Source organism: Nocardia sp. KT25-26 (genome assembly GCF_056627695.1).
Genome location: NZ_CM152813.1, coordinates 2,718,679 through 2,740,079, shown reverse-complemented (window position 1 = coordinate 2,740,079; position 21,401 = coordinate 2,718,679). Strand labels below are relative to the sequence as shown.

The 21,401-nt window shown below is 70.2% G+C and carries 24 protein-coding genes; 15 read left to right on the top strand and 9 right to left on the bottom strand.

Annotation, left to right across the window (positions count from 1 at the left end):
- The first annotated feature begins 26 nt into the window (after positions 1-26).
- Entirely contained in the window at positions 27-902 is an 876-nt protein-coding gene (locus AC1HFH_RS12390; protein ID WP_480247591.1) for a LysR family transcriptional regulator, read from the top strand.
- On the opposite strand, the gene AC1HFH_RS12385 is transcribed toward AC1HFH_RS12390, so the two are convergent.
- Both AC1HFH_RS12385 and AC1HFH_RS12380 read right to left on the bottom strand, forming a co-directional pair.
- Positions 851-2,515, bottom strand: a complete 1,665-nt coding sequence (locus AC1HFH_RS12385; protein ID WP_480247590.1) for an ABC transporter permease — start codon at positions 2,513-2,515, stop codon at positions 851-853. The two genes, AC1HFH_RS12390 and AC1HFH_RS12385, sit on opposite strands and share 52 nt — an antisense overlap.
- Positions 2,515-3,444: an ABC transporter ATP-binding protein gene (locus tag AC1HFH_RS12380; protein ID WP_480247589.1), complete on the bottom strand. Its 930-nt coding sequence runs from the start codon at positions 3,442-3,444 to the stop codon at positions 2,515-2,517. The genes AC1HFH_RS12385 and AC1HFH_RS12380 overlap by 1 nt, the downstream gene beginning before the upstream one ends.
- Positions 3,445-3,608: 164 nt before the next feature.
- Between AC1HFH_RS12380 and AC1HFH_RS12375 the strand changes: the two genes are divergently transcribed.
- The 8 genes from AC1HFH_RS12375 (at position 3,609) to AC1HFH_RS12340 (ending at position 11,777) form a co-directional block, all read left to right on the top strand.
- Positions 3,609-4,325 (top strand): metal-dependent hydrolase, encoded by a 717-nt coding sequence (locus tag AC1HFH_RS12375; protein WP_480247588.1) that lies wholly within the window; start codon positions 3,609-3,611, stop codon positions 4,323-4,325.
- Between the two features lie 182 nt (positions 4,326-4,507).
- A complete protein-coding gene (locus tag AC1HFH_RS12370; protein ID WP_480247587.1) occupies positions 4,508-4,945 on the top strand; it encodes a Fur family transcriptional regulator in 438 nt (145 codons plus the stop codon).
- 38 nt (positions 4,946-4,983) lie between these two features.
- Complete coding sequence (gene katG, locus AC1HFH_RS12365; RefSeq protein WP_480247586.1) at positions 4,984-7,188, top strand: catalase/peroxidase HPI; 2,205 nt, start codon at positions 4,984-4,986, stop codon at positions 7,186-7,188.
- A gap of 41 nt (positions 7,189-7,229) precedes the next feature.
- A complete protein-coding gene (locus AC1HFH_RS12360; protein WP_480247585.1) occupies positions 7,230-7,781 on the top strand; it encodes a hypothetical protein in 552 nt (183 codons plus the stop codon).
- 73 nt (positions 7,782-7,854) lie between these two features.
- Positions 7,855-8,433 carry a copper chaperone PCu(A)C gene (locus AC1HFH_RS12355; protein ID WP_480247584.1) on the top strand — a complete coding sequence of 193 codons (579 nt, stop codon included), beginning with the start codon at positions 7,855-7,857 and terminating at the stop codon, positions 8,431-8,433.
- Positions 8,426-9,634: a Dyp-type peroxidase gene (locus AC1HFH_RS12350; protein ID WP_480247583.1), complete on the top strand. Its 1,209-nt coding sequence runs from the start codon at positions 8,426-8,428 to the stop codon at positions 9,632-9,634. Before AC1HFH_RS12355 ends, AC1HFH_RS12350 begins: the two co-directional genes overlap by 8 nt.
- A gap of 99 nt (positions 9,635-9,733) precedes the next feature.
- The gene (locus AC1HFH_RS12345) at positions 9,734-10,972 is read left to right on the top strand and encodes a lipase family alpha/beta hydrolase (protein ID WP_480247582.1); all 1,239 of its coding nucleotides are present in this window, start codon (positions 9,734-9,736) and stop codon (positions 10,970-10,972) included.
- A 10-nt stretch (positions 10,973-10,982) separates the two neighbouring features.
- A complete protein-coding gene (locus tag AC1HFH_RS12340; RefSeq protein ID WP_480247581.1) occupies positions 10,983-11,777 on the top strand; it encodes a HugZ family pyridoxamine 5'-phosphate oxidase in 795 nt (264 codons plus the stop codon).
- Between the two features lie 16 nt (positions 11,778-11,793).
- On the opposite strand, the gene AC1HFH_RS12335 is transcribed toward AC1HFH_RS12340, so the two are convergent.
- The gene (locus AC1HFH_RS12335) at positions 11,794-12,144 is read right to left on the bottom strand and encodes a hypothetical protein (protein WP_480247580.1); all 351 of its coding nucleotides are present in this window, start codon (positions 12,142-12,144) and stop codon (positions 11,794-11,796) included.
- Positions 12,145-12,211: 67 nt separating this feature from the next.
- Entirely contained in the window at positions 12,212-12,790 is a 579-nt protein-coding gene (locus AC1HFH_RS12330) for an HdeD family acid-resistance protein (protein WP_480247579.1), read from the bottom strand.
- A 227-nt stretch (positions 12,791-13,017) separates the two neighbouring features.
- Between AC1HFH_RS12330 and AC1HFH_RS12325 the strand changes: the two genes are divergently transcribed.
- Positions 13,018-13,989, top strand: a complete 972-nt coding sequence (locus tag AC1HFH_RS12325) for a glycosyltransferase family 9 protein (protein WP_480247578.1) — start codon at positions 13,018-13,020, stop codon at positions 13,987-13,989.
- Here the strand turns inward: AC1HFH_RS12325 and AC1HFH_RS12320 are convergent.
- Positions 13,971-14,309 carry an ArsR/SmtB family transcription factor gene (locus AC1HFH_RS12320; protein ID WP_480247577.1) on the bottom strand — a complete coding sequence of 113 codons (339 nt, stop codon included), beginning with the start codon at positions 14,307-14,309 and terminating at the stop codon, positions 13,971-13,973. The two genes, AC1HFH_RS12325 and AC1HFH_RS12320, sit on opposite strands and share 19 nt — an antisense overlap.
- A gap of 182 nt (positions 14,310-14,491) precedes the next feature.
- Here AC1HFH_RS12320 and AC1HFH_RS12315 point away from each other — a divergent pair, with 182 nt between their 5' ends.
- Positions 14,492-15,232 (top strand): M23 family metallopeptidase, encoded by a 741-nt coding sequence (locus tag AC1HFH_RS12315; protein WP_480247576.1) that lies wholly within the window; start codon positions 14,492-14,494, stop codon positions 15,230-15,232.
- Here AC1HFH_RS12315 and AC1HFH_RS12310 read toward each other — a convergent pair.
- Entirely contained in the window at positions 15,154-16,179 is a 1,026-nt protein-coding gene (locus AC1HFH_RS12310) for a LysR family transcriptional regulator (protein WP_480247575.1), read from the bottom strand. The genes AC1HFH_RS12315 and AC1HFH_RS12310 overlap by 79 nt on opposite strands.
- Before the next feature lie 57 nt (positions 16,180-16,236).
- On the opposite strand from AC1HFH_RS12310, the gene AC1HFH_RS12305 reads away from it, so the two are divergent.
- On the top strand, positions 16,237-17,484 hold the full coding sequence (locus AC1HFH_RS12305) for a malate:quinone oxidoreductase (RefSeq protein WP_480247574.1): 1,248 nt from the start codon (positions 16,237-16,239) through the stop codon (positions 17,482-17,484).
- Between the two features lie 7 nt (positions 17,485-17,491).
- Here the strand turns inward: AC1HFH_RS12305 and AC1HFH_RS12300 are convergent, their stop codons facing one another.
- Positions 17,492-17,848: an Rv2640c family ArsR-like transcriptional regulator gene (locus AC1HFH_RS12300; RefSeq protein ID WP_480247573.1), complete on the bottom strand. Its 357-nt coding sequence runs from the start codon at positions 17,846-17,848 to the stop codon at positions 17,492-17,494.
- Between the two features lie 95 nt (positions 17,849-17,943).
- On the opposite strand from AC1HFH_RS12300, the gene AC1HFH_RS12295 reads away from it, so the two are divergent.
- Both AC1HFH_RS12295 and AC1HFH_RS12290 read left to right on the top strand, forming a co-directional pair.
- Positions 17,944-18,408, top strand: coding sequence for an ArsI/CadI family heavy metal resistance metalloenzyme (locus AC1HFH_RS12295; protein WP_480247572.1), 465 nt, complete (start codon positions 17,944-17,946; stop codon positions 18,406-18,408).
- Positions 18,409-18,628: 220 nt separating this feature from the next.
- The gene (locus AC1HFH_RS12290; RefSeq protein WP_480247571.1) at positions 18,629-19,600 is read left to right on the top strand and encodes a hypothetical protein; all 972 of its coding nucleotides are present in this window, start codon (positions 18,629-18,631) and stop codon (positions 19,598-19,600) included.
- Here the strand turns inward: AC1HFH_RS12290 and AC1HFH_RS12285 are convergent.
- Positions 19,542-19,892 carry a hypothetical protein gene (locus tag AC1HFH_RS12285; RefSeq protein ID WP_480247836.1) on the bottom strand — a complete coding sequence of 117 codons (351 nt, stop codon included), beginning with the start codon at positions 19,890-19,892 and terminating at the stop codon, positions 19,542-19,544. The two genes, AC1HFH_RS12290 and AC1HFH_RS12285, sit on opposite strands and share 59 nt — an antisense overlap.
- A 264-nt stretch (positions 19,893-20,156) precedes the next feature.
- Between AC1HFH_RS12285 and AC1HFH_RS12280 the strand changes: the two genes are divergently transcribed.
- The gene (locus AC1HFH_RS12280; RefSeq protein ID WP_480247570.1) at positions 20,157-20,492 is read left to right on the top strand and encodes an RNA polymerase-binding protein RbpA; all 336 of its coding nucleotides are present in this window, start codon (positions 20,157-20,159) and stop codon (positions 20,490-20,492) included.
- A gap of 93 nt (positions 20,493-20,585) precedes the next feature.
- On the opposite strand, the gene AC1HFH_RS12275 is transcribed toward AC1HFH_RS12280, so the two are convergent.
- On the bottom strand, positions 20,586-21,347 hold the full coding sequence (locus AC1HFH_RS12275; RefSeq protein WP_480247835.1) for an ABC transporter permease: 762 nt from the start codon (positions 21,345-21,347) through the stop codon (positions 20,586-20,588).
- Positions 21,348-21,401 lie beyond the last annotated feature (54 nt).

Genomic DNA, 21,401 nt, shown 5'->3' with positions numbered 1-21,401 from the left:
AAGCTCGAGTTTGTTACCGTCTAGTAGTGGTACGGGTCAGCGCCGGGAAGATGGAGACCTTCCTCGCCGTCGCGCGCCATGCCAGCATCCGCCGCGCCGCGGCGCAGCTGCACGTCACCGAGGCCGCGGTATCGGCCGCGGTCTCCCATATCGAGAAGCAGCTCGGCACCGCGCTGATCACCAAGGCCGGGCGCGGAATCGCACTGACCGAAGCGGGCAAGGTGTATGCGGTCTACTGCCGCGGCATCCTCGGCCTGATGCAGGAGGCGCAGGCCGCAGTGCGCCGCGCCGAGGTGGGCCGGCTGCGCATCGGCGTGGTGGCCACCGCCGGGGAATCCGTGGTGCCACGGCCGCTCGCCGCGTTCCGGCGCCGCTACCCGGAGGTCGAACTCAGCCTCTCGATCCACCCGCGTGATGTGCTGTTCGTCGAGCTGCAGCACCACGAGACCGATCTCGTCATCGCCGGACGCCCGCCCCGGGACGCGGACCTCGTGGTGCGGGCACTGCGGCCCAGTGACCTCGTGGTGGTCGCGCCGCCGGGTCCCAGCCCCGATCCGCGCCGGGCCACCTGGCTGCTCCGCGGCCACGGCTCGGGCACCCGCGGGGCGACCGTCGACCTGTTCGAGCAGCTGGGCATCGATCCCCCCACCCTCACGCTCGGCTCACACGGCGCCGTGATCGCGGCAACACGCGAGGGGCTCGGGATCACCCTGATCCACAGCGACGCAGTCGTCGAACACCTGGAATCCGGTGCCCTGCAGACCGTCCCGGTACCCGGCACCCCTTTGGCCCGGCCCTGGCACGCCGTGACCACACCCAACCCGACCCCCACCACCCGGCTGTTCCTCAATCATCTCCTCGACCGGACCCACGTCGGCGTCGCCGCCTTCCGGCCGGCCTGAGCGAGACCGGTGATCGGCCGCTCGCGGTGCCGGGGCCGGGCGCACGCGCCCATGGGAATGTCGCGGTGGGCGAAACCGTACACACCGAGACCGCCTCCGGCGACGGCGATTCCGGCCAGGATCAGCAGCGGCACCAGCTCGAGGGAATCGACCGGGGGCCGGCCCACCCAATGCAGTGGGGACAGGCCCATGGCCCATTCCGGAAGCCGCAGGGTCTCACCGAGCATCTCGATGACGACGACCACGGCCAGCGCCGCCCAGCTCAGGCCGAGGGCCTTGGGCCAGAGGCCGTACAGAGCGACGGCGAGCGCGCCGAGGAGCGTGACCGCAGGCAGAAAGGCCACGGCGCTGCCGGTCAACCGGCCGATCTGCGCCGCATCACCGAGTGACAGGGCCGCACTCACCCCGAGCGAGACTCCACCGGCGGCCAGCACCAGGACCGCGCCGCCCGCGATCACCAGCACATCCAGCACCAGCCACCGGCGCCGGGCGAGCCGCCCGGACAGCAGCGGTTCGAGCCGGCCGGCGGGTTCTTCGTCGGCGGTCCGGCCGATCGCCTGCACCGTGAACGCTGCGGCGATCAACGCCGCGATCAGTGCCGTATAGGCGAGGTAGGCATCGGTCGACGCGGTGCCGAGCACATCCTGCAAACTCTGTTCCTGCTCGACCATCGACTGCACCGCATCGGCCACGATGCCGAACACGAACGTCACCAGCGCGGCCACCACGGTCCAGCCGATGATCGCACCGCGATGGCGACGCCAGGCGAAACCCACCGGATGCAGCAGGCCCGGTGCCGCAGCCCGCGGGCCGCGGCGGGCCGCGACAACTCCCGCCCCCAGGTCCCGATGCTCGGCGACCCACCACGCGACCACCACACCGGCCACCGCGGTCACCAGCAGCAACGCGGCCGGCCACCAGCGCGCATCACCGAAGGCCCGGACCTGTTCGTGCCAGCCCAACGGTGACACCCAGACCACCCAGAGATCCCGGACATCACCGACACCACGCAAGACGAAGGCGGCCGCCAGCACGGCGAGGCAGACGCCGGTCACCACCCGGGCCCGGGCGACCAGCTGTGCCGCAACCCCGGCCACCACGGCGAACAACCAGCCGAGCGATGCCGTGGCCAGTGGGTACAGCAGTACCCCCGGCAGATCGAGACCCCAGATCAGCAGCCCGACCACCATGACCGCGCCGAGCAGAACGAAGGCCGCGCCGGTGATCACCAGCGCAGCGGCCGGCGGCGCGATCCGCCCCACCCGGCCGGCCCGGACCAGCTCGGTGCGGCCTGTTTCCTCCTCACGCCTGGTCATCCGGGTCATCAGATGGATGCCCATGATCGGAACGGCGATCCCGGCGATGTACTCGAACTCGTAGGCGATCACGCCGCCGATGTTGTCCAGTCCGTAGGGGACGCCGTTGATCGCGTACAACGCCCGGGAGGATTCCGTCACGGCGGCATAGGCGGCCAGGTCGGCCGCCGTGGGGTAGAGCTGCTGCAGCGACCAGCCGGTCGCCAGGAACGTACCGGCCAGGCCGAGCACCCACCAGATCAGCTGCCGGCGATTGTTCCGCCAGGCGATGCGCAGGGCGACCACGAAGCCCGACATCACCGCACCGGCGCCGCGGCATCGTCGCGATAGTTCCGCAGGAACAGTTCGTCCAGGCTCGGTGGCGTCGCGGTGATCGTCACCAGACCGGCCGCCTGCAGAATCGCGAGGACCTCGGGCACGTAATCCGCTTCGGCCCGCAGGTCGGTGGCGAACTGTCCGCCGGATGCGGTCACCGTGGCGCCGTGGATGCCGGTGCGCCCGGTGAGTCCGTGCGGCCGGGTACCGGTCACCGCGTGGATCCGGGTGGTGGTGTGACTGCGCAATTCGGCCAGGGTGCCGGTGGACACGGTGACACCGGCGCGGATGATGCTGACCCGGTCGGCGAGCGCCTCCACCTCGGCAAGGATGTGACTCGACAACAGAACAGTGACGCCCTGTTCGGTGCGCTCGCCGACGAGGTCCTGAAAATGCTGCTCCATCAGCGGATCCAGACCCGATGTCGGCTCGTCGAGGATCAGCAGTTCGGCATCGGCGGCGAACGCGGCCACCAGGGCCACCTTCTGCCGGTTGCCCTTCGAATAGTCCTCGCTCTTCTTGCCCGGGTCCAGGTCGAATCGCTCGATGAGGTCCCGGCGGCGGGCCGGATCGAGCCCACCGTGCGCAGCGCCCAGGATGTCCAGGCATTCGCCGCCGGTCAGCCCGGTCCACAACGACACGTCGCCGGGGACATAGGCCAGCCGCCGATGCAGTCGCACGGCGTCGCGCCACGGATCGCCACCGAACAGGCGTGCCCGGCCGCCCCCGGCCCGCATCAGCCCCAGCAGAATCCGGATCGTCGTCGATTTGCCGGCCCCGTTCGGGCCCAGGAAGCCGTGTACTTCGCCGGCGGCGACCCGCAGATCCAATCCGTTCAGGGCGGTGAAATCACCGAAGGTCTTCCGCAGCCCGGCCACATCGATCACCGGCTGCTCAGCGGTACCCACCATCGTGTCCTCCCGACGTCGGACCGAAGCTCTCCTACGGTACGGGGCCGCGCCGCAGTCTCCGGCCGCGAAACACCGTCTCGTCCTGCCACTCTCCGGGGGCGGCACCGTCGGGTACGGTCACCACGGATGTGACCCGAGGTAATGACTGTCGCTAACGTTCAGGGGTGCTTGGACATTCACATGCGACGAGTGGAGCGGCCGCATGGGCCGGGGTGGTGGCTGCGCTGCCGCTCACGGTGGCGACGTTTCCCCTGATCGAGAGCGAGACGACCGAATTCGGTGTGGCCGAGGTGCTCATCGGCACCCTGTTGACCGCGGGCGCCGCGCTGCTGCCGGACGCCGACCACCCCAGCGGGACGATTTCGCATGTGCTCGGCCCGATCACCCATCACCTGTGCCGGTTGATCTCGTGGATCTCCGGCGGACACCGCAAGGGAACGCATTCGCTGCTGTTCGTCGCCTTCGCCGTCGGCGTCACCTGGGCCGGGGAGCACTGGCTAGGCCGGCCGTTCACCCTCGCCGCCGTCTTCTTTCTGCTCGCCCTCGCGGTCCGGGCGCTGCATCTGTGCCCGCCGGGCAAGAATCTGCGGGCGTACGGCACCGTTATCGTCCTGGCCGCCCTCGGCACGGTCGCGGTCGACCACTGGATCGTCGATCGCCCGGCCTGGTTGCCGATCTGCATCGGCCTCGGCGCCCTGATGCACCTCATCGGTGACTGCCTGACCGACCGGGGCTGCCCCCTCTTCTGGCCGTTGCCCACCCGGATCCGGGTCCCGATCATCGACCGCACCGGAAACAACTTCGAAACCCTGTTCCTCACGCCGCTGTTCGGCGCCGGAGCGCTCGCCGGACTCTGGTACACGATCGATCAGTTGCCCTGACCGGTCCGGGGCGGGCAGCGCTACTCCCCACTGCCCGCCCCCTCCGCAGCCCGGTCGGCGTAGCCGACCATATGACTGTTCGACCAGGTTGAATGTTTCAATGCGCATATCTGCGTATCGCATTGTAAAATCTCCCCAGTGAACCCTTACGGGCGACACCGGAATGAGTCATACTTCGGAATATGTCCACGGCACCGGACTTCGAGCGCCTGCTTCGTGGCGCTTCACTTCGGGTCACCGCCCCCCGGCTCGCGGTGCTCGAGACGGTGCACGCGCTCCCCCACTCCGATACCGACACGATCATCGGCCGGGTCCGGTCCTCACTCGGGACGGTGTCACACCAGGCGGTCTACGACGTACTCCGGGCCTTGACGGACGCCGGCCTGTTGCGCCGCATCCAGCCGATGGGTTCGGTGGCCCGGTACGAGACCCGGGTCGGCGACAACCACCACCATCACGTCTGCCGGACCTGCGGCACCATCACCGATATCGACTGTGCCGTGGGCGCCGCACCGTGCCTGACGCCGGCGGACGGCGACGGCTTCGTCTACGACGAGGCCGAGATCATCTACTGGGGCCTGTGCCCCACCTGTTCGGCACCCGCCGGGCCACCTTCCTGACGGCAGCGCCACCCGATCCGTTCTGCGAAAGGAATACCGTGACTACGGAACCCACAGCCTCCGGTTGCCCGGTCGACTCCGGGCGCGTCGACGATCCGGCCGCGCTCGGCGGCGTCCGCGACTGGTGGCCGAATACACTCAATCTGAAGATCTTGCAGCAGCATCCGCCGGTCGCGGATCCGATGGGCGCGGACTTCGACTACGCCGCCGAGTTCGACACCCTGGACCTCGCCGCGGTCGCGCGCGATATCGAGGAGGTCATGACGACCTCGCAGGACTGGTGGCCGGCCGATTTCGGTCACTACGGCCCGCTGTTCATCCGGATGGCCTGGCATGCGGCCGGTACCTACCGCATCGATGACGGGCGCGGCGGCGCCGGATACGGTATGCAGCGGTTCGCTCCGCTGAACAGCTGGCCGGACAACGCCAGCCTGGACAAGGCGCGCCGGCTGCTCTGGCCGGTGAAGAAGAAGTACGGCCGCAAACTGTCCTGGGCCGATCTCATCGTCTATGCGGGCAACTGTGCGCTGGAGTCGATGGGGTTCCGGACCTTCGGGTTCGGCGGCGGGCGCCCCGACCGGTGGGAGCCGGAGGAGGAGACCTACTGGGGTCCCGAGCACGGCTGGCTCGACGACGAGCGCTACACCGGCAACCGGGTACTGGAGAAGCCCCTGGCCGCCGTCCAGATGGGCTTGATCTACGTCAATCCGGAAGGCCCGAACGGCAATCCCGACCCGATCGCCGCGGCGGTCGACATCCGGGAGACATTCCGCCGCATGGCGATGGACGATGTGGAGACCGCCGCGCTGATCGCAGGCGGGCATACATTCGGCAAGACGCATGCGGCCGGCCCGGCCGAGAGTGTCGGCCCCGAACCCGAGGCCGCTCCCCTGGAAGAGATGGGGCTCGGCTGGCGGAGCACGTTCCGCAGCGGGGTCGGTGCGGACGCGATCACCAGCGGTGTCGAGGTCACCTGGACACCGACACCGACCCGGTGGGACAACACCTTCCTGGAGACCCTGTACGGACACGAATGGGAGAAGACCAAGAGCCCCGCCGGCGGCTGGCAGTGGACCCCGAAGGACGGCACCGCCACCGAAACGGTGCCCGCTCCCGACGATCCGGCGAAGCGGTCCGCACCCGCGATGCTCACCACCGACCTGTCACTGCGTCTCGACCCGGTCTACGAACGGATCACCCGGCGCTGGCTGGACCACCCCGAGGAACTGGCCGAGGCATTCGCGAAGGCCTGGTTCAAGCTCACCCACCGCGATATGGGTCCGCTGGTGCGCTACCGCGGGCCGCTGGTGCCGTCGGAACCGCAGATGTTCCAGGACCCGATCCCGCCGGTGACCCACGAACCGGTCGATGCCGCCGATGTGGCCGCCTTGAAGAAACGGATCCTGGGTTCCGGGCTCACCGTGGCCCAGCTGGTGTCGACGGCCTGGGCCGCGGCATCGTCGTTCCGGGGCAGCGATATGCGCGGCGGCGCCAACGGCGGCCGGATCCGGCTGGAACCGCAGCGCGGCTGGGCGGTCAACGAACCCGACGAGCTGGCCTCGGTGATCCGGACCCTCGAAGGGGTCGCGGAGTCGTTCAATGCCGAGCAGACCGGCGGTAAACGCATCTCCTTCGCCGATACGGTCGTCCTCGGCGGCTGCGCGGCGGTGGAGCAGGCGGCCCGGGCCGGCGGCCACACCATCGAGGTGCCGTTCCTGCCGGGGCGCGGGGATGCGCGCCAGGATCAGACCGACGTGGAGTCGTTCGAACCGCTCGAACCGAACGCCGACGGCTTCCGTAACTACACCGGTAAGGGCATGCGGATCCCGGCCGAGTTCGCGCTCGTGGATCGGGCGAACCTGCTCACCCTGAGTGCACCGGAGATGAGCGTTCTGGTCGGTGGCCTGCGGGTACTGGGCGCGAACTATCAGCAGTCCCCGTTGGGTGTCCTGACCTCGAAGCCGGGGACACTCAGCAACGATTTCTTCGTCAATCTGGTCGATATGGGCACTGTCTGGGCGCCGGCGGACGGTGACGACGGCACCTATGTCGGCACCGACCGGGCCACCGGCGCACCGCGGTGGACCGGGAGCCGGGTCGATCTGATCTTCGGTTCGAATGCGCAGCTGCGGGCGATCGCGGAGGTGTACGCGGCCGACGATGCGGGCGAGAAGTTCGTCCGGGACTTCGTCGCCGCCTGGGACAAGGTGATGAACCTGGACCGGTTCGACGTCGCCCGGTAGCACCGACACCCCGCGTCTACGACACGGGATAGTATAAGGAGATGACCGATTCGGCGCGGGCCCTGGCGCGATTGCGCGGGGCCCTCGTCGGCTCTGCCTGCGGCGCCATCGGTATCGCCGCCCACGCGATCGGCGGGGGGACGATGGCGGCGGGCCGCCCCGCGTTCGCGCTGCTGCTCCTGGCCGGTGCGGCCATCGGCGCGGTGGCGCAGGCGGTACGTCCCCGCTCCGGGCCCGGGCAGCTGATGGTGCTGCTGGCGGCCGGGCAGCTGATCGTCCATCTCGTGCTGAGCTACGCCGGGCACGCCCACACCGGCCACGGCGGGTCCGCGGTACTGATCGCGCATCTGATCGCGGTACCGACCGGTGCGGTGCTGATCCGGGGCGCCGAACGTGGCCTCGCCCGATTCCTCACCGACCTGCGCCGTGGCGTCGTCGCTGCACCGATGGTCCGGCCGAGCACCCGGGCCCGGTGCTTCGGTGTCGCCCGGCAGGGGCACGCGGGCCGCCCCCTGCTGCTCGGTTCCGGAGCGGGCACCCGGGGACCACCCGTGGGATCAGGAAACGCACCGGCCGGCCGTCGCGCCGGCTGATTCCCTTCCGAACACCCGGGCGCCGCTCCGATTCGCGGCGCCCGGGCCCCCACGCACGCTTCAGGAGCGTTTCATGCGGATCTCCGCTGTCCCCCACACCACCCCCTCCCCCACCTCCCGGCCTCCGCGCCGGCGACGGATCTGGCCCGGCCTGCTCGCCGCCGTCCCGATCGTGCTCGCCGGCTGCTCGACCGCCGAAGACTCCGGCACCGGCGAGGAGGCCGCCGCCGATGTCGTGACGATGCGCGAACAATGGGTCAAAGCCGCCGACGAAGGAATGTCGGCGGCCTTCGGCATCATCGACAATCCCGGCGACGGTGATGTCACCATCGTGGCTGCCACCAGCCCGGCATCGGAACGCATGGAGCTGCACGAGGTGGTCGTCGACGATACCGGCACCAAGAGCATGCGTCCCCGGCCGGACGGCTTCACCATCCCGGCCCACGAGTCGATCGAACTGACGCCCGGTGGCGAACACCTGATGTTCATCGGCTTGCAGGAGCCGCTGCGAACCGGTGCGGATACGCCGGTCACGGTCACCTTCGACGACGGGTCGACACTCACCTTCACCGCCCAGGTGCGCGACTTCTCCGGCAACCAGGAGAACTACGTGCCCGAACCGCACCGGGACAACGACGATTACGATGGCTGATCGGATTCGACCCGGCGTCAGCCGGCGGCGGCTGCTCACCGGAAGCGCGGCAGCCGGTGCCGCCGGTCTCGGCGCGGTGGGCATCGGCGCCGGCGTACTCGGCCGGGAACGCGAGGCACCGGCCGGCGATGCGGCCCGGCAGACCGAGCCGTTCTACGGGGTGCACCAGAGCGGGATCGCGACCCCCGCGCAGTCCCATGCGGCGTTCGTCGCCTTCGACCTGGCGCCCGGAGTGGACCGCGACGATGTGATCGGCGTGCTGCGGATCTGGTCGGCCGATGCCGCCCGCCTGGCCGCAGGTGAGCCTGCGCTGAGCGATTCGGAGCCGGATCTGGCCGTGCGGCCGGCCCGGCTCACCGTCACGTTCGGCCTGGGCCCCCGGGTGTTCGAGGTCGCCGGGCTGGGGCAGCGGCGCCCGGCCTGGCTGGCTCCGCTGCCGCCGTTCACCGTCGACCGTCTCGATCCGGCCTTCTGCGGTGGCGACCTGCTGGTCCAGGTGTGCGCAGACGAAGCGACCACGGTGGCGCACGCCGTACGGGTGCTCTCCCGTACGGTCCGATCCCTGGTCTCGGTGCGCTGGGTGCAGCGCGGTTTCGCCGACACCGCACCGGGCCGGCGGCCGCGGAATCTGATGGGCCAGATCGACGGCACGGTCAATCCGGCGGACGGGCCCGATTTCGATCGGCTGGTCTGGGACGACGGTACGGATCAGCCGTGGCTGGCCGGTGGCACCTCGATGGTCTTCCGGCGGATCGAGATGACCCTGGACACCTGGGACGAGCTGGACCGGGACGGCCGGGAACTCACCGTCGGCCGCCGGTTGTCCGACGGAGCTCCGCTGACCGGATCCGAGGAATTCGACGAACCGGATCTGGCGGCCGTGGATGCCAACGGCATCCCGGTGATCCCGCCGTCCTCGCATATCGCCCGCGCCCGCGGGACCGCCGATGGGCCGCTGTTCCTGCGCCGGTCGTACAACTACGACGATGCCCCCGCTCCCGGCCGGATGTCGAACTCCGGGTTGTTGTTCGCGACCTACCAGCGCGACGTCACCGCGCAGTTCCTGCCGGTACAGCAACGGCTCGCGGAGTTCGATGCGCTCAACGAGTGGACGGTCCCGGTGGGTTCGGCGGTGTTCGTCGTTCCGCCGGGCTGCTCCGGACCGGACCGATACGTCGGCGACTCCCTGTTCGAGTCGTAGCGGCCACGGGTGCCGCGCCGGTGGTCCGGCCTCCGGCGCGGCACCCGGCACCCGATTTCCCACCCCACATTTCCGGTGCACAGTTGTACACTCACTCCCGTGATGGAGCAGGTTCCACAGCGGGAAGCCGAAGTACAGGCGCTCACCCGGCTGGCAGGTGACGAGTTCGTGCGTACGGTCGACGGCATCGCCACCATCCACCGCGCGATCTCCGACCGGGTTTTCGCCGCCGTGCGGCTCGGCGTCGGACCGGCCGCCGCGCCGGTCCAGGTGGTCCACGACGCGATCACCGACGGGGTGTACGCGGCCGTCGGCGGCACCGCGATGATGGCCGGTGAGGTCGCCGGTGCGGTGCGGTGGCCCGGCACCGGCACCCCACCGTCGCGCACCGTGCTCGGCGCCGGCGCCCTCGGCGCGCTGCAGGGTCTCGTCGGCGACGAACTCGAACAGGACCGGCCGATCCTGGCCGCCCCGATGACCATCCGCGTCGACGGGGCGCCGCTTCCGCCGGACCGCTTCGCCGCACAGGTACCGGCGCCGGGAGCACGCCTGGCGGTGCTGCTGCACGGCCTCGTCGAGACCGAACACGCCTGGCGGCTCGGTGGCCGCCCCGACTATGGGCAGCGGCTCGCCGACGACCTCGGGTACACGCCGGTGTATCTGCGCTACAACAGCGGGCTGCACATCAGCGACAACGCCGAACAGTTGAGCGAGCTCCTGGAAGCGCTGCTCGCCCACTGGCCGGTACCGGTGCAGGAGATCGCGCTGATCGGCCATTCGATGGGCGGACTGGTGGCCCGCAGCGCGGGACAACGCGCCACCGAACAGGGCATGCGCTGGCCGGATCTGGTCCGCCGGATCGTCTGCCTGGGATCGCCGCACCGCGGCGCTCCACTCGCGCAGGCGGTCCACCACGCCGCCGCCGTGCTGGACACCGTGCCGGAGACCCGGCCGCTGGGCGCACTGCTCCGGCGCCGCAGCGCCGGAATCCGCGACCTGCGCAACGGGTCACTGGTGGACGCCGACTGGCGCGATCTCGATGCGGATGCGCTGCGCAAGCGAGCGGTCCGGGAGGTACCGCTGCTCGCGGGCGCCGACCACTACTTCGTCACCGCGACGGTGACCCGCAGCCCGCGGCATCCGCTCGGCCGCCTCCTCGGCGACGGACTGGTGCTGCGCGGCAGCGGATCCGGAGGTGCGCCCGCCACGGAACGGGTCAACGGCTGGAATCTGGCGGGCGCGCACCACTTCGGCCTGCTCAACCATGACTCGGTCTACGCAGTGTTGCGGGAATGGTTCAGCGCCGGGACCCACCCCGAAAGCGCCGTCGCACTCTAATCTGGTGTCCATGACCCTCGATCACGGTGACCCCGGCGACGGACCGGAAATGCCCCAGCCGACCGCGGCCCTGGCCAACGACATCCGGCCGTCCGCGGCCGAGGAGGCGCGCACCATCGCCGCCGCCGGCAATACCGGCACCCTGGCCAGCCTGAGCACCGACGGGGGCCCGTGGGCGTCGTTCGTCACCTACGGCCTGCTGGACGGCGATCCGGTGCTGTGCGTCTCGCGACTGGCCGAGCACGGCCGCAATCTGGCGGCCGACCCGCGGGCGAGTATCGCCGTCGTCGCACAAGACGCACCGGCCGATCCCCTGGCCGGGGCGCGTGTGACGCTGGCCGGTGTGGTGGAACGACCGACCGGTGACGAGGCACAGGCCGCGCGGGAAGCACATCTGGCGGCGGTACCGGCGGCGAAGTACTACATCGATTACAGCGACTTCTCGGTCTGGGTGCTGCGCGTGCAGCGGGTGCGCTGGGTCGGCGGCTACGGCCGGATGGATTCGGTGACGGCGCAGGGGTACGCGCAGGCCACCCCCGACCCGGTGGCACCGCTCGCCGGGCCCGGCGTGGCCCACCTGAACGCCGATCACGCGGATGCCCTGCTGGCCATGTCGCGTACGCTCGGCGGGTTCCCCGATGCCGACGCGGCCGTCTGTACCCGCGCGGACCGTTACGGACTCGATCTGCGGGTGGAGACACCGCGCGGGGTCGCGATGACCCGGGTCGGGTATGCCGAACCGATCACCGAGATCGGCCAGCTGCGGGCGGCGACGGTCGAACTCGCCCGGCGGGCCCGCAACTGAACGATCGCCGGCCCGGTCAGGTCCAGAGCGCGGCAACCAGGACGTTTCCGATGGCCAGGCCGCCCGCCGCGTGCGTCATCCACGGCACGTCCTTGCCGCGTTTGGCATCGGCCCGGCCCATTTCGGCGAAGGCCGCCACCAGGATGGCCACCACCAGCTTCACGGCGAGCTTGGCGTTGTCGGGGTCCTTGTCGAGGGAGTCGACACCACTGGCCAGGCCCGCGAGGATCAGCCCGGTGATGATCTGCAGCCGGGCACCCCACACCATGAGCTCGGAGACGACCGGCTGGGAGGCCGCATAACCGCCGACCACCGCGGCCATTCCGAGCAGGTGGGTGACGACCACCAGGTTGTAGACGAAGTCCATGGCTGCCGAGAGTAGCGGACCCCGCCCGAGCTACTACGCGATGTAGTCGAATCGTTGCGGGTCCGGATCAGCGACCCTCGAGGGCGTGCACGTCCTTGCGGACACCGAACGCGGTGATGACCTCCATGATGCCGATGACGATCAGGAAGATCCCGACCACGATCGCCAGGGTGGCGATCGAACCGATCGGCCAGACGATCAGGATCACACCGCCGATGGCGCTGATCACCGCGTAGAAGAACTGCCAGCCACGGCCCGGCATATCCGGCTCCGAGAAGGCGGCCATCAACACCGTGATGCCGCGGAAGAGCCAGCTGATACCGATCCACAGCGCCAGCAGCACCACCGAGGTGAGCTCGTCCCGGAAACAGAAGACACCGATGATCAGTGACAGGATGCCGCTGATGAACGCCAGCACCCGCAGTCCGGTGCTCGGCACGTGGGAGAACGCCGCGATCAGTTGACCGATACCGCTGACGATCATGTAGATACCGAACAGAATGCCCGCCACGAGCACCGACGGACCCGGCCACACCAGGATGATGACGCCGAGGATCACCGCGAGGAGGCCGGTGACCAGAATGGCCTGCCATGCCCGCTTCCCGAGATCCGAGATCATGTCCTCCAGCACGGTGTTAGTCGTCATGCAGAGATGGTATGGCCACCCTCGGGCGATAGCGCCGCATTTGCCGAGCGCCGTGATCGTGTCGCGATCCGGCACCCGGCGAACACCCGTGAGCGGCCTCACGTCGTGACCTCGGAGTGATCCGGGCCCGGCGGGTTTGGCCTTCAACGACACGGGTAGTAATCAAACGAAGTGGGTCGTGGTCTGGGTTCGGGTGGCTCGGCGGTTCCGGGAGCTAGGAGAAGAGGGTGTCGGTTGTGCTCGTGCTGCAGGCACGGGGGCTCGGTGAGCTACTTGCCGCAGTCCCGGCTCTTCGCGCACTACGCCGGCACCGCCCCCAGGATCGGCTGATCCTGGCCGCCCCACCGCGGCTGGAGCCGGTCGTCGATCTGATCACCTCGGTCGACGAATTGCTGCCGACCGTGGACCCCGCCGCGCTGCGCTGGGAGGGACCGGCCCCGGAACTCGCCGTGGATCTGCACGGCCCGGCCGCGGGCAGCACCGCAGCCCTCACCGAGACCGGCGCGCGCCGAGTTCTCGCCTACCGCGGCGGCACCGACCCGGAGGGGCTGCGCTGGCGCCCCCGCGACCATGCGATCGAGAGATGGTGCCGGCTGCTCGAGCACGACGGCATGCCGGTCGACCGCCGCAACCTGGGCCTGGTCCCGCCGGTGGCGAGCACCAGCCGCCGCGATTGCGTCGTCGTACACATCGGTGCCGGAGCAGCCGCCCGGCGCTGGCCAGCGGAACGTTTCGCCGGCGTGGTCCGCCACCTTCTGGTGCTCGGCCGCGAGGTGGTGCTCACCGGCGACCCGTTCGAGCGCGATCTCGCCATGACGGTGGCCCAGCGATCCGGCCTGCCCGTCGGCCAGGTCCTCGCGGGCCGCCAGAACCTCACCGAACTGGCCGCCACTATCGCCGAAGCCACGTTGCTGATCGCCGGTGACACCGGTGCCGCCCGGCTCGCGGCAGCCTTCGGCACCCGGTCGGTGCTACTTTTCGGCCCGACCCCGCCGCAGGTCAGTGGCCCGCCGCCGCATCTGCTGGACCGGCACCTGGTGTTGTGGGCCGGCCGGGAAGGCGACCGGGAGGCGACCGTCCCCGATCCCGGGTTGCTGCAGATCACGGTGGCCGATGTCGCCGCGGCCGTCGATCGGCAGCTGGGTAAACGCCCCGCTGCGGATGCCGAATCCGATCTCGCCTACCGGCGGGTGGGCTGAGCCCGGGGCGCACCCCACGCATCCTGTAGTGCCGCCGAGTACGCGGCCAGTGCACTGGGCCAGAACCGGTCCAGGTAGTCCCGGGCATCGGAGAGGCCGCGCGGATCCAGGGCACACCGCTGCCGGTTGCCGTCCCGCCGCATCCGAACCAGGCGAGCGTCGCGCAGTACCCGCAGGTGCTGGGAGGCTGCCGAGCTGGTCACGCCGACGACCCGGGCCAGCTCACCCACCGTCTTCTCCCCCTCCGGCAACGCCTCGAAGATGGCCCGCCGAGTGGGGTCGGCGAGGGCCTCGAGGGCCCGGACTCCATTAGTCTCCACTTACATAGTGTGGCGACTGGCCGCCGGATGAACAAGTGGCCCCTCGATCCGAATCCGGGCCGGTGCCGCCGATATTCCCAGTTCGATCACGCGCCGACGATCAAGATCAAGGCGTTATAGCCGTTGGTGATGACCAACACAGGATGCAGGAACACGGCCACGATTCGGATACGGTTCGAGACATGTTCGTTACCTTCCCGTTATCGGTTCGCTGTTCGGAAGGCTCGCTGCTGCGCCGCACCCGGATCGCAGCGGGGGCCGTGGCCCTGTCCGCTGTCGTCGGCACCTCTGCGATGGCGATCGTGACCTCCGAGGACGACGGACCCCGCGCCGCAAGCGCGGATCTGGCGTTCACCGCCTTCACGCCGCGGGAAGCACAGATGCCGCAGTTCGTCCCGGAGCCGGTGGCCTGGGAGCAGCATCGCCTCGCCTCGGCGGCTGCCGCCGAAGCCGAACGCCAGGCCGCCGAGGCCGCGCGTCAGGCCGCCGAGGCCGAGCGGATCGCCGCCGAGGCCGCCCGGCCCAAGACGGTGCGGCCGGTCGCCGGGCGCCTCACCTCCAACTTCGGTATGCGCTGGGGCACGATGCATGCCGGACTCGATTTCGGTGACCCGATCGGTGCACCGATCGCGGCCGTCACCGACGGTACCGTCATCGAGGCCGGGCCGGCCTCGGGCTTCGGGCTGTGGGTGCGGATCCAGCAGGACGACGGCACGGTCGGTGTCTACGGGCACGTCAACGAGATCCTGGTGAGTGTCGGCCAGCACGTGCGGGCCGGTGACACCATCGCCACCGTCGGCAACCGCGGCTACTCCACCGGCCCGCACCTGCACTACGAGGTGCATCAGCCGGGCGTCGGGCCGGTCGACCCGCGCGGCTGGATGGCCGCCCGAGGTGTCGACGTCGGCCACGTCTCCGACTGATCCGGCGGAGATCCGCCGAGGGGTTCGCCGGACCCGGCGGCAGCCCCGCTGTCGAACTTCTCGGCGTGTGCCAACAGGTGATCGCGCAGCCGCGTGGCAGGCGCAGCCAGCTGCGCAGTCGCCGCAACCAGGCCGATCGATCGGTGGAGTTCCTGCCGCAGCGGCACGCGCACCAGGTCCGGGTGTGCGGTTTCGGGGGCCGGTAGCAGGGCGACGCCGAGTCCACGGGCAACCAGGGCACGCAAGGTGTCGAATTCGGTGATCTCGAACAGTACGCGCGGTGCGAACCCGGCATCCGCACAGCACCGGTCCAGCATCCGTCGCAGCTGGTACTCGCGCGGCGTGGCGACGAAGTCCTCCCCGGCCAGTTCCCGCAGATCCAGCGCAGCACTCCCGGCCAGTCGATGGTCTCGGGCGACATAGAGATCGATTCGCTGCCGGCCCAGCACCGCACCGGGCAGATCCGCCGGAGGCGGGATGATCACCGCCAGATCGAGCCGCCCGTCCCGCACCCGCTGCGCAAGCGCCTCGCCGTGATCCTGCACGAGATGCAGCCGGATCCGCGGCGCCTCGGCATGGAATCGGGCCAGCAATGCCGGAATGCTCACCGGCCCCAGCGTCAGCGGAAAGCCGAACCGCACCAGCCCGCGTTCCGGATCGGCCTCCGCGAGCACGGCCCGGACCGCGTCATCGAGCGAGGACACCAGTCCCCGGGTCCGTTCGTACAGCGCCCGCCCGGGTGCCGTGAGGACCACACCGCGCCCTGCTGGTCGAAACAGCGACACCCCCAATGCCTGCTCGACCGCACGAATCCGGCGGCTCACCGAGGACTGCGGCGTATCCAGCGCATCCGCCGCCCGGGTGATGTGTCCCTCATCTGCGGCCACAGAGAAGGCCGCGAGGAGCGGAACCAGGGCCCGGACCTCGGGTGATACCAACTCATCCATGAACGGATGGTACCGGCGCCGAATACGCGTTGGACGGATCGTTCGATCGAGTCCCACGTGCCGGATCCGGGCGACCCGGGCCGGGTCACGGAGATCGCCGCGAAGTTCCTGCGTACCCGGCAATTCCTGGCCGCCCTAGTCGAACGGGGCCTGATCGGCGACCCACGCGAGTTCATCTCTCCGGCACCACATCTCACCGTCGCCTTCGGGGCGCCGGAAGTGGAGTATCTGCGGCGCCGGTACCGCACGCTGCGAACGCTGCCGATGTTCGACGGCATGGAGTACTCCGAAGATCCGGAGACCGTGTCCGACTGGGCGCCGCTGCTCATGCACGGCCGCCCGGCGGGCGAACCGGTCGCAGCAACCCGGCACCCGGACGGAACCGATATCGATTTCGGCGCGCTGACACGCGCCCTGCTGGCCGCGGCGAGTCGGACCGGCACCGCGGTGCGCACGGACCGGGAGGTCACCGGGCTGCAACGGAATCCCGGCGGCAGCTGGACGATCCACGGCCGGAACCCGTCGGACGGGCGGCGATTCCGGGTGCACACCCGATTCGTGTTCATCGGCGCCGGCGGCAATGCGCTGCGGTTGCTGCAGCGGGCACGCCTGCCCGAGGTACGCGGCTATGCGGTGCTGCCGGTCGGCGCCCGGTTTCTGCGGACCGATGAACCGCAGATCGTCGCCGCGCATCACGCGAAGGTCTACCGTCGCGCAGCGCTGGGCGCTCCGCCGATGTCGGCACCGCATCTGGATCGGCGGGCCGTCGCGGGACAGAATTCCCTGCTGTTCGGCCCGTATGCGACGTTCGGCACCGGGTTGATGCGGCACGGCCGGGCCACCGATCTGTTCGGCACACTGCGCCCGCACAATATCGGGGTGCTCCTGGCTGCGCTGGCGCGAAACCTGCCGCTGATCCGGTATCTGGTGACGGAACTACTGTCGAGCCGGCGGCGGAGGTTCGCCCAGCTACAGCGGTTCTACCCGCAGGCACGGGCGGGTGACTGGTACCCGGTCGATGCCGGTCGTCGGGCCCAGTTGGTCAAGCCGCATCCGCGCCGGGGCGGTGAGCTCGCTTTCGGGACCGAACTGATCACCGGCGCCGACGGCACCGTGGCCGGGCTGCTCGGCGCATCGCCCGGGGCCTCGACTGCACCGTCGATCGTCGCCGAACTCCTCGGCCGGTGCTTCCCGCAGCAGCGGGCCCGGTGGTCGGCGGATCTGGCGGACCTTCTGCCGGTGAGCCCGCCGGGAGCGATGGCCGCCGAAATCGGCCGGACCGCCACCGTCCTGGGCCTGCGGTAGCCGGGGATCAGCAGCAGTTCGGATCGAGGACGGCGCACAGGGCGGCGAGGCATTCGCGGCGGACCCGGTGCACGGTGTGCATACCGCGGCGTTCGGATTCGAGCATGCCCGCCTTGCGGAGCTGGCCGAGGTGGTGGCTCACCGTGGACTCGGCGAGGCCGACGGCGGCGGCGAGACCACCCGTGGTCTCTTCGGCATCGGGCCCGGCCAGCAGCAGGGACAGCAGCCGGATCCGGGCCGGGTCGGCGAGCGCCTTCAGACGGAGGGCGATATCGAGCGCAGCGGCGTCGTCGACCGGAGTTGCCGCGACCGGCGAACAGCACACCGGTGCGGACATATCGATCACGGGCAGGGCCTTGGGCATGTCGACCAGAATACCGGACCTTCTTGACATATGTCGAAACTCGAGCAACGCTGAGGGCGTCAATTTCGACATATGTCGCAACACTGGAGGTTGCCATGTCCCGTATTCAGCTCGCCCTCAATGTCGACGACCTCGCCCGGTCCGTGCAGTTCTACTCGACGCTCTTCGGCACCGCACCGGCCAAGCTCGAGCCCGGCTATGCCAATTTCGCCGTAGACGAACCCCCGGTGAAGCTGGTGCTCATCGAGAACACCGGACAGGGTGGCAGCATCAACCACCTCGGCGTCGAAGTCGAGTCCACCGACCGGGTGCAGGCCGAGATCACCCGGCTGTCCGAGGCCGGTCTGACGACCGCCGAGTCGATGGGCACCACCTGTTGCTACGCCACCCAAGACAAGGTGTGGGCCACAGCCCCCGACCGGGAAGCGTGGGAGATCTACACCGTGCTCGCCGACGCCGAAACCTTCTACGGCACAGCTACTCCCGCTACACCGGCGGACTGCGCCTGCGGCACCGGGCCGGAGTCCGCCACCGACGGGCAGCCGACGGCCTGCTGCTGACGGCGCACCGGCAGCCGGACCGGGTGCCGGCAGCGGACCGCCCCGGGCACTCCCGGTGGCGGCCCGCCGCCGGCCCCGATCCGAGCAACCCCCGCCCGTCTCCGGGGCACTTCGGTACCGCCCCGGTCGCACCGGTGCGGATACCCCCTACTGCGGTATGGCGCGAATGCCGCTCTGCAGCGGGAAGTCCGGCGGCGGACGGCGTTTCTACCGTCGGCTCATGGTCGCAGTTACCCAGGCCCCTGGCCTTCCCCGGTTCCGGGTTCCGCCGGGCACCGAACCGCATCGCGCGCTGTTCTTCACCACGGTGGCGATGGGCGGGGCGACCGTGGTGCTGTTCCTGGGGCAGGCCGCGACCGGCGGATCGGAGTGGGTCCGGCCCCTCGGCTCGGCGCTGTCCGCCACCGTCTGCTGCCTCACCCTGCTGTGGGTGCTGAGCAGGCCGCATCGAGACGCACACCGGACCCGGCATCTCGGGGCGGTCTTCGCATCCGCCGCGATTGTCGACGTCGGGGTCACCGCGATCCGGCCGCCGTTCGGCCCGCCGGGCCCCTGGCCCTCGCTACCCTACGGGGTATCCGGGCCGGTCGTGCTCCAACTGGGCATCATCGCCTTCGTGGCCGGCCGGCCGGGTCTGGCCGCCACGACGCGGCGGCTGCTACGTGCCGGTCCGTTGCTGGCACTGCCCGGAATCGGCACCGCCTACCTGATCGGCTGGACCGGGCCGTACCTCGTTCGCACCGGCGACGGGACCGTGGTCGGGTCGGCGGCCCACCCCGCCGGGCCGCAGCCCGCAGCGATGCCGCTGACCCACTGGAGCACGACCACCGGTGACCTGCAGATCCCGGTGCTCCTCGGGGTGTACGCCGTGCAGTTCCTGATCGTCGTCGGCCTGCTCGCCGCGCGAGTGGCCCGATGGCGCCGGATGCTGCCCACCGCGGACACCCGCACCGCGCTCGCAGGTGTTGCGGTGCTCGGTTACACCGGTCTGCTGACGGCCGTGATCGGGCAGGCGCTGCGCGGACGGCCACCGATCGGACCGGATGCGGGTGCACCGACGGTGTGGGTGGCGCTGGGGGTCTTCCTGGCCGCGGCGATCCTCGCGGTGTTCCTCGACGCCCGTCGCCGCGGCGTCAACGCAGGCGTTCGGCGTCCTTCGCCAGCCGGACCAGCACCTCGGCGAGCTCGCTGAGCTCCGCGTGGTCCGCCCCCTCGGCGATGGCCGTGGCGACGTCCTCGGCGGCGCAGCGCGCCGCGAACCACCGGTCGGCGAGGTCGGTCACCTCCGGGGCGCTCAGCACGACCGAATCCTCCGGGATACCGGTCCCTTTCAGGCTGTTGCGATGTTCGTAGGCTCGTTGCCGGCAGGACTGCCGGCAATACTGCCGGCGGCGACCGGATTCGGACTCCACGATCGCCCGCCCGCACCACCGGCAGGACGACAGCCGCCCGGCATGACGTTCGGACCCCTGATTCCGATACAGCTGAGGCACGCCGATCACGATAACCCGGCCCGCGCCGCCCCCGCGCCGCCCACTACTACAATGGAACGGTTCGCCGCGTCGCGCCGCGGGCGCCGCCCGGCGGGAACTTCTCCAGCATGCCGGGCGTTTCCTGCATATGCGACGCACCCGCCACGGGCGGGCAGTGACGACACCGGCGCCGGACGCCGGACGACGACACCGGCGTTCCGCGCCCCGACGACGCGGGCGCCGGCACAGGACTCGAGCACAGGGAGAAGGCACACCATGGCAGATCGCGTACTCCGGGGCAGCCGGCTCGGAGCGGTGAGCTACGAGACCGATCGCGACCACGACCTGGCCCCGCGCCGGGTCGCCCGCTACCGCACCGACAACGGTGAGGAATTCGAGGTGCCCTTCGCCGACGACGCGGAGATCCCACCGACCTGGATGTGCCGCAACGGCATGGAAGGCACCCTGATGGAGGGCACCACCCAGGAGGCGAAGAAGGTCAAGCCGCCGCGCACCCACTGGGACATGCTCCTGGAACGCCGTAGCAAGGAGGAACTCGAGGAACTGCTCAAGGAGCGCCTCGACCTGCTGAAGACCCGCCGCCGCGGCTGATCCGGAAAACGACGAGTGGGGCCGCTCCGAACGCTCGGAGCGGCCCCACTCGTGTCTCTACTCCCCGACCCGAAGGCGGCAATGCCCGCTCGCCTAGCTGGCTACCTTGCGGTAGCGGAACAGTGCGGCGGGAATCGCGACGGTGAGGATCACCAGGGAGCAGATCACCGCGTAGGCGATGGCGTGGTCGGCCGGCCAGCCGGTGGCCGGTTCGAAGGTGGGCGGCGAACCGTTCCGGAACAGTTCCCGCCCGGCCGCCGATACCGCGGTGATCGGGTTCCATTCGGCGATGGTGCGCAGTGGTCCGGGCAGGGTCTGGGCCGAGATGAAGGCCGAGGAGATGAAGGTCAGCGGGAACAGCCAGATCAGGCCGGCGCTCTGCGCCACTTCCACGTTCGGTGCCAGCAGCCCGGTGAGCGCACCCACCCAGGACATGGCGAAGGCGAACAGCAGGATCACTCCGAACGCCAGGGCGGCGTCGGCGATGCCGCCGTGGATGCGCCAGCCGACGATGTAGCCGCACACCACCATCACGGCCAGGCTCAGGATGTTGACCACCAGGTCGGACAGGGTGCGGCCCATCAGTACCGCCAGCCGCGACATCGGCAGGGTGCGCATCCGGTCGATGATGCCCTTCTGCAGGTCACCGGCGAGCCCGACGGTGGTGAACGCCGCGTTGAAGGCCACCGTCTGGGTGAAGATGCCGGCCAGCAGGAACTCCCGATACTGATCGCCGCCGAGCGAGGCCCCGAAGATGTAGGCGAACAGGAATACGAACATCAACGGCTGGATGGTCGCGGTGACCAGCAGCGTCGGCACCCGCAGGATGGTGAGCAGGTTGCGGTGCGCGACGATCGCGCTGTCGCGGAGGAATCGGACCCGGGGCGGCTGTTCGCCGGTGTCACCACG

What these genes read in the sequence shown, in the direction of transcription:
- AC1HFH_RS12290 (WP_480247571.1), top strand. Translation starts at nt 18,629, where the DNA reads ATGGTCGCAGTTACCCAGGCCCCTGGCCTTCCCCGGTTCCGGGTTCCG.
- AC1HFH_RS12385 (WP_480247590.1), bottom strand. Translation starts at nt 2,515, where the DNA reads ATGTCGGGCTTCGTGGTCGCCCTGCGCATCGCCTGGCGGAACAATCGC.
- AC1HFH_RS12315 (WP_480247576.1), top strand. Translation starts at nt 14,492, where the DNA reads ATGTTCGTTACCTTCCCGTTATCGGTTCGCTGTTCGGAAGGCTCGCTG.
- AC1HFH_RS12380 (WP_480247589.1), bottom strand. Translation starts at nt 3,444, where the DNA reads ATGGTGGGTACCGCTGAGCAGCCGGTGATCGATGTGGCCGGGCTGCGG.
- AC1HFH_RS12295 (WP_480247572.1), top strand. Translation starts at nt 17,944, where the DNA reads ATGTCCCGTATTCAGCTCGCCCTCAATGTCGACGACCTCGCCCGGTCC.
- AC1HFH_RS12310 (WP_480247575.1), bottom strand. Translation starts at nt 16,179, where the DNA reads ATGGATGAGTTGGTATCACCCGAGGTCCGGGCCCTGGTTCCGCTCCTC.
- AC1HFH_RS12370 (WP_480247587.1), top strand. Translation starts at nt 4,508, where the DNA reads ATGTCCACGGCACCGGACTTCGAGCGCCTGCTTCGTGGCGCTTCACTT.
- AC1HFH_RS12350 (WP_480247583.1), top strand. Translation starts at nt 8,426, where the DNA reads ATGGCTGATCGGATTCGACCCGGCGTCAGCCGGCGGCGGCTGCTCACC.
- AC1HFH_RS12330 (WP_480247579.1), bottom strand. Translation starts at nt 12,790, where the DNA reads ATGACGACTAACACCGTGCTGGAGGACATGATCTCGGATCTCGGGAAG.
- AC1HFH_RS12355 (WP_480247584.1), top strand. Translation starts at nt 7,855, where the DNA reads ATGCGGATCTCCGCTGTCCCCCACACCACCCCCTCCCCCACCTCCCGG.
- AC1HFH_RS12335 (WP_480247580.1), bottom strand. Translation starts at nt 12,144, where the DNA reads ATGGACTTCGTCTACAACCTGGTGGTCGTCACCCACCTGCTCGGAATG.
- AC1HFH_RS12280 (WP_480247570.1), top strand. Translation starts at nt 20,157, where the DNA reads ATGGCAGATCGCGTACTCCGGGGCAGCCGGCTCGGAGCGGTGAGCTAC.
- AC1HFH_RS12360 (WP_480247585.1), top strand. Translation starts at nt 7,230, where the DNA reads ATGACCGATTCGGCGCGGGCCCTGGCGCGATTGCGCGGGGCCCTCGTC.
- AC1HFH_RS12340 (WP_480247581.1), top strand. Translation starts at nt 10,983, where the DNA reads ATGACCCTCGATCACGGTGACCCCGGCGACGGACCGGAAATGCCCCAG.
- AC1HFH_RS12300 (WP_480247573.1), bottom strand. Translation starts at nt 17,848, where the DNA reads ATGCCCAAGGCCCTGCCCGTGATCGATATGTCCGCACCGGTGTGCTGT.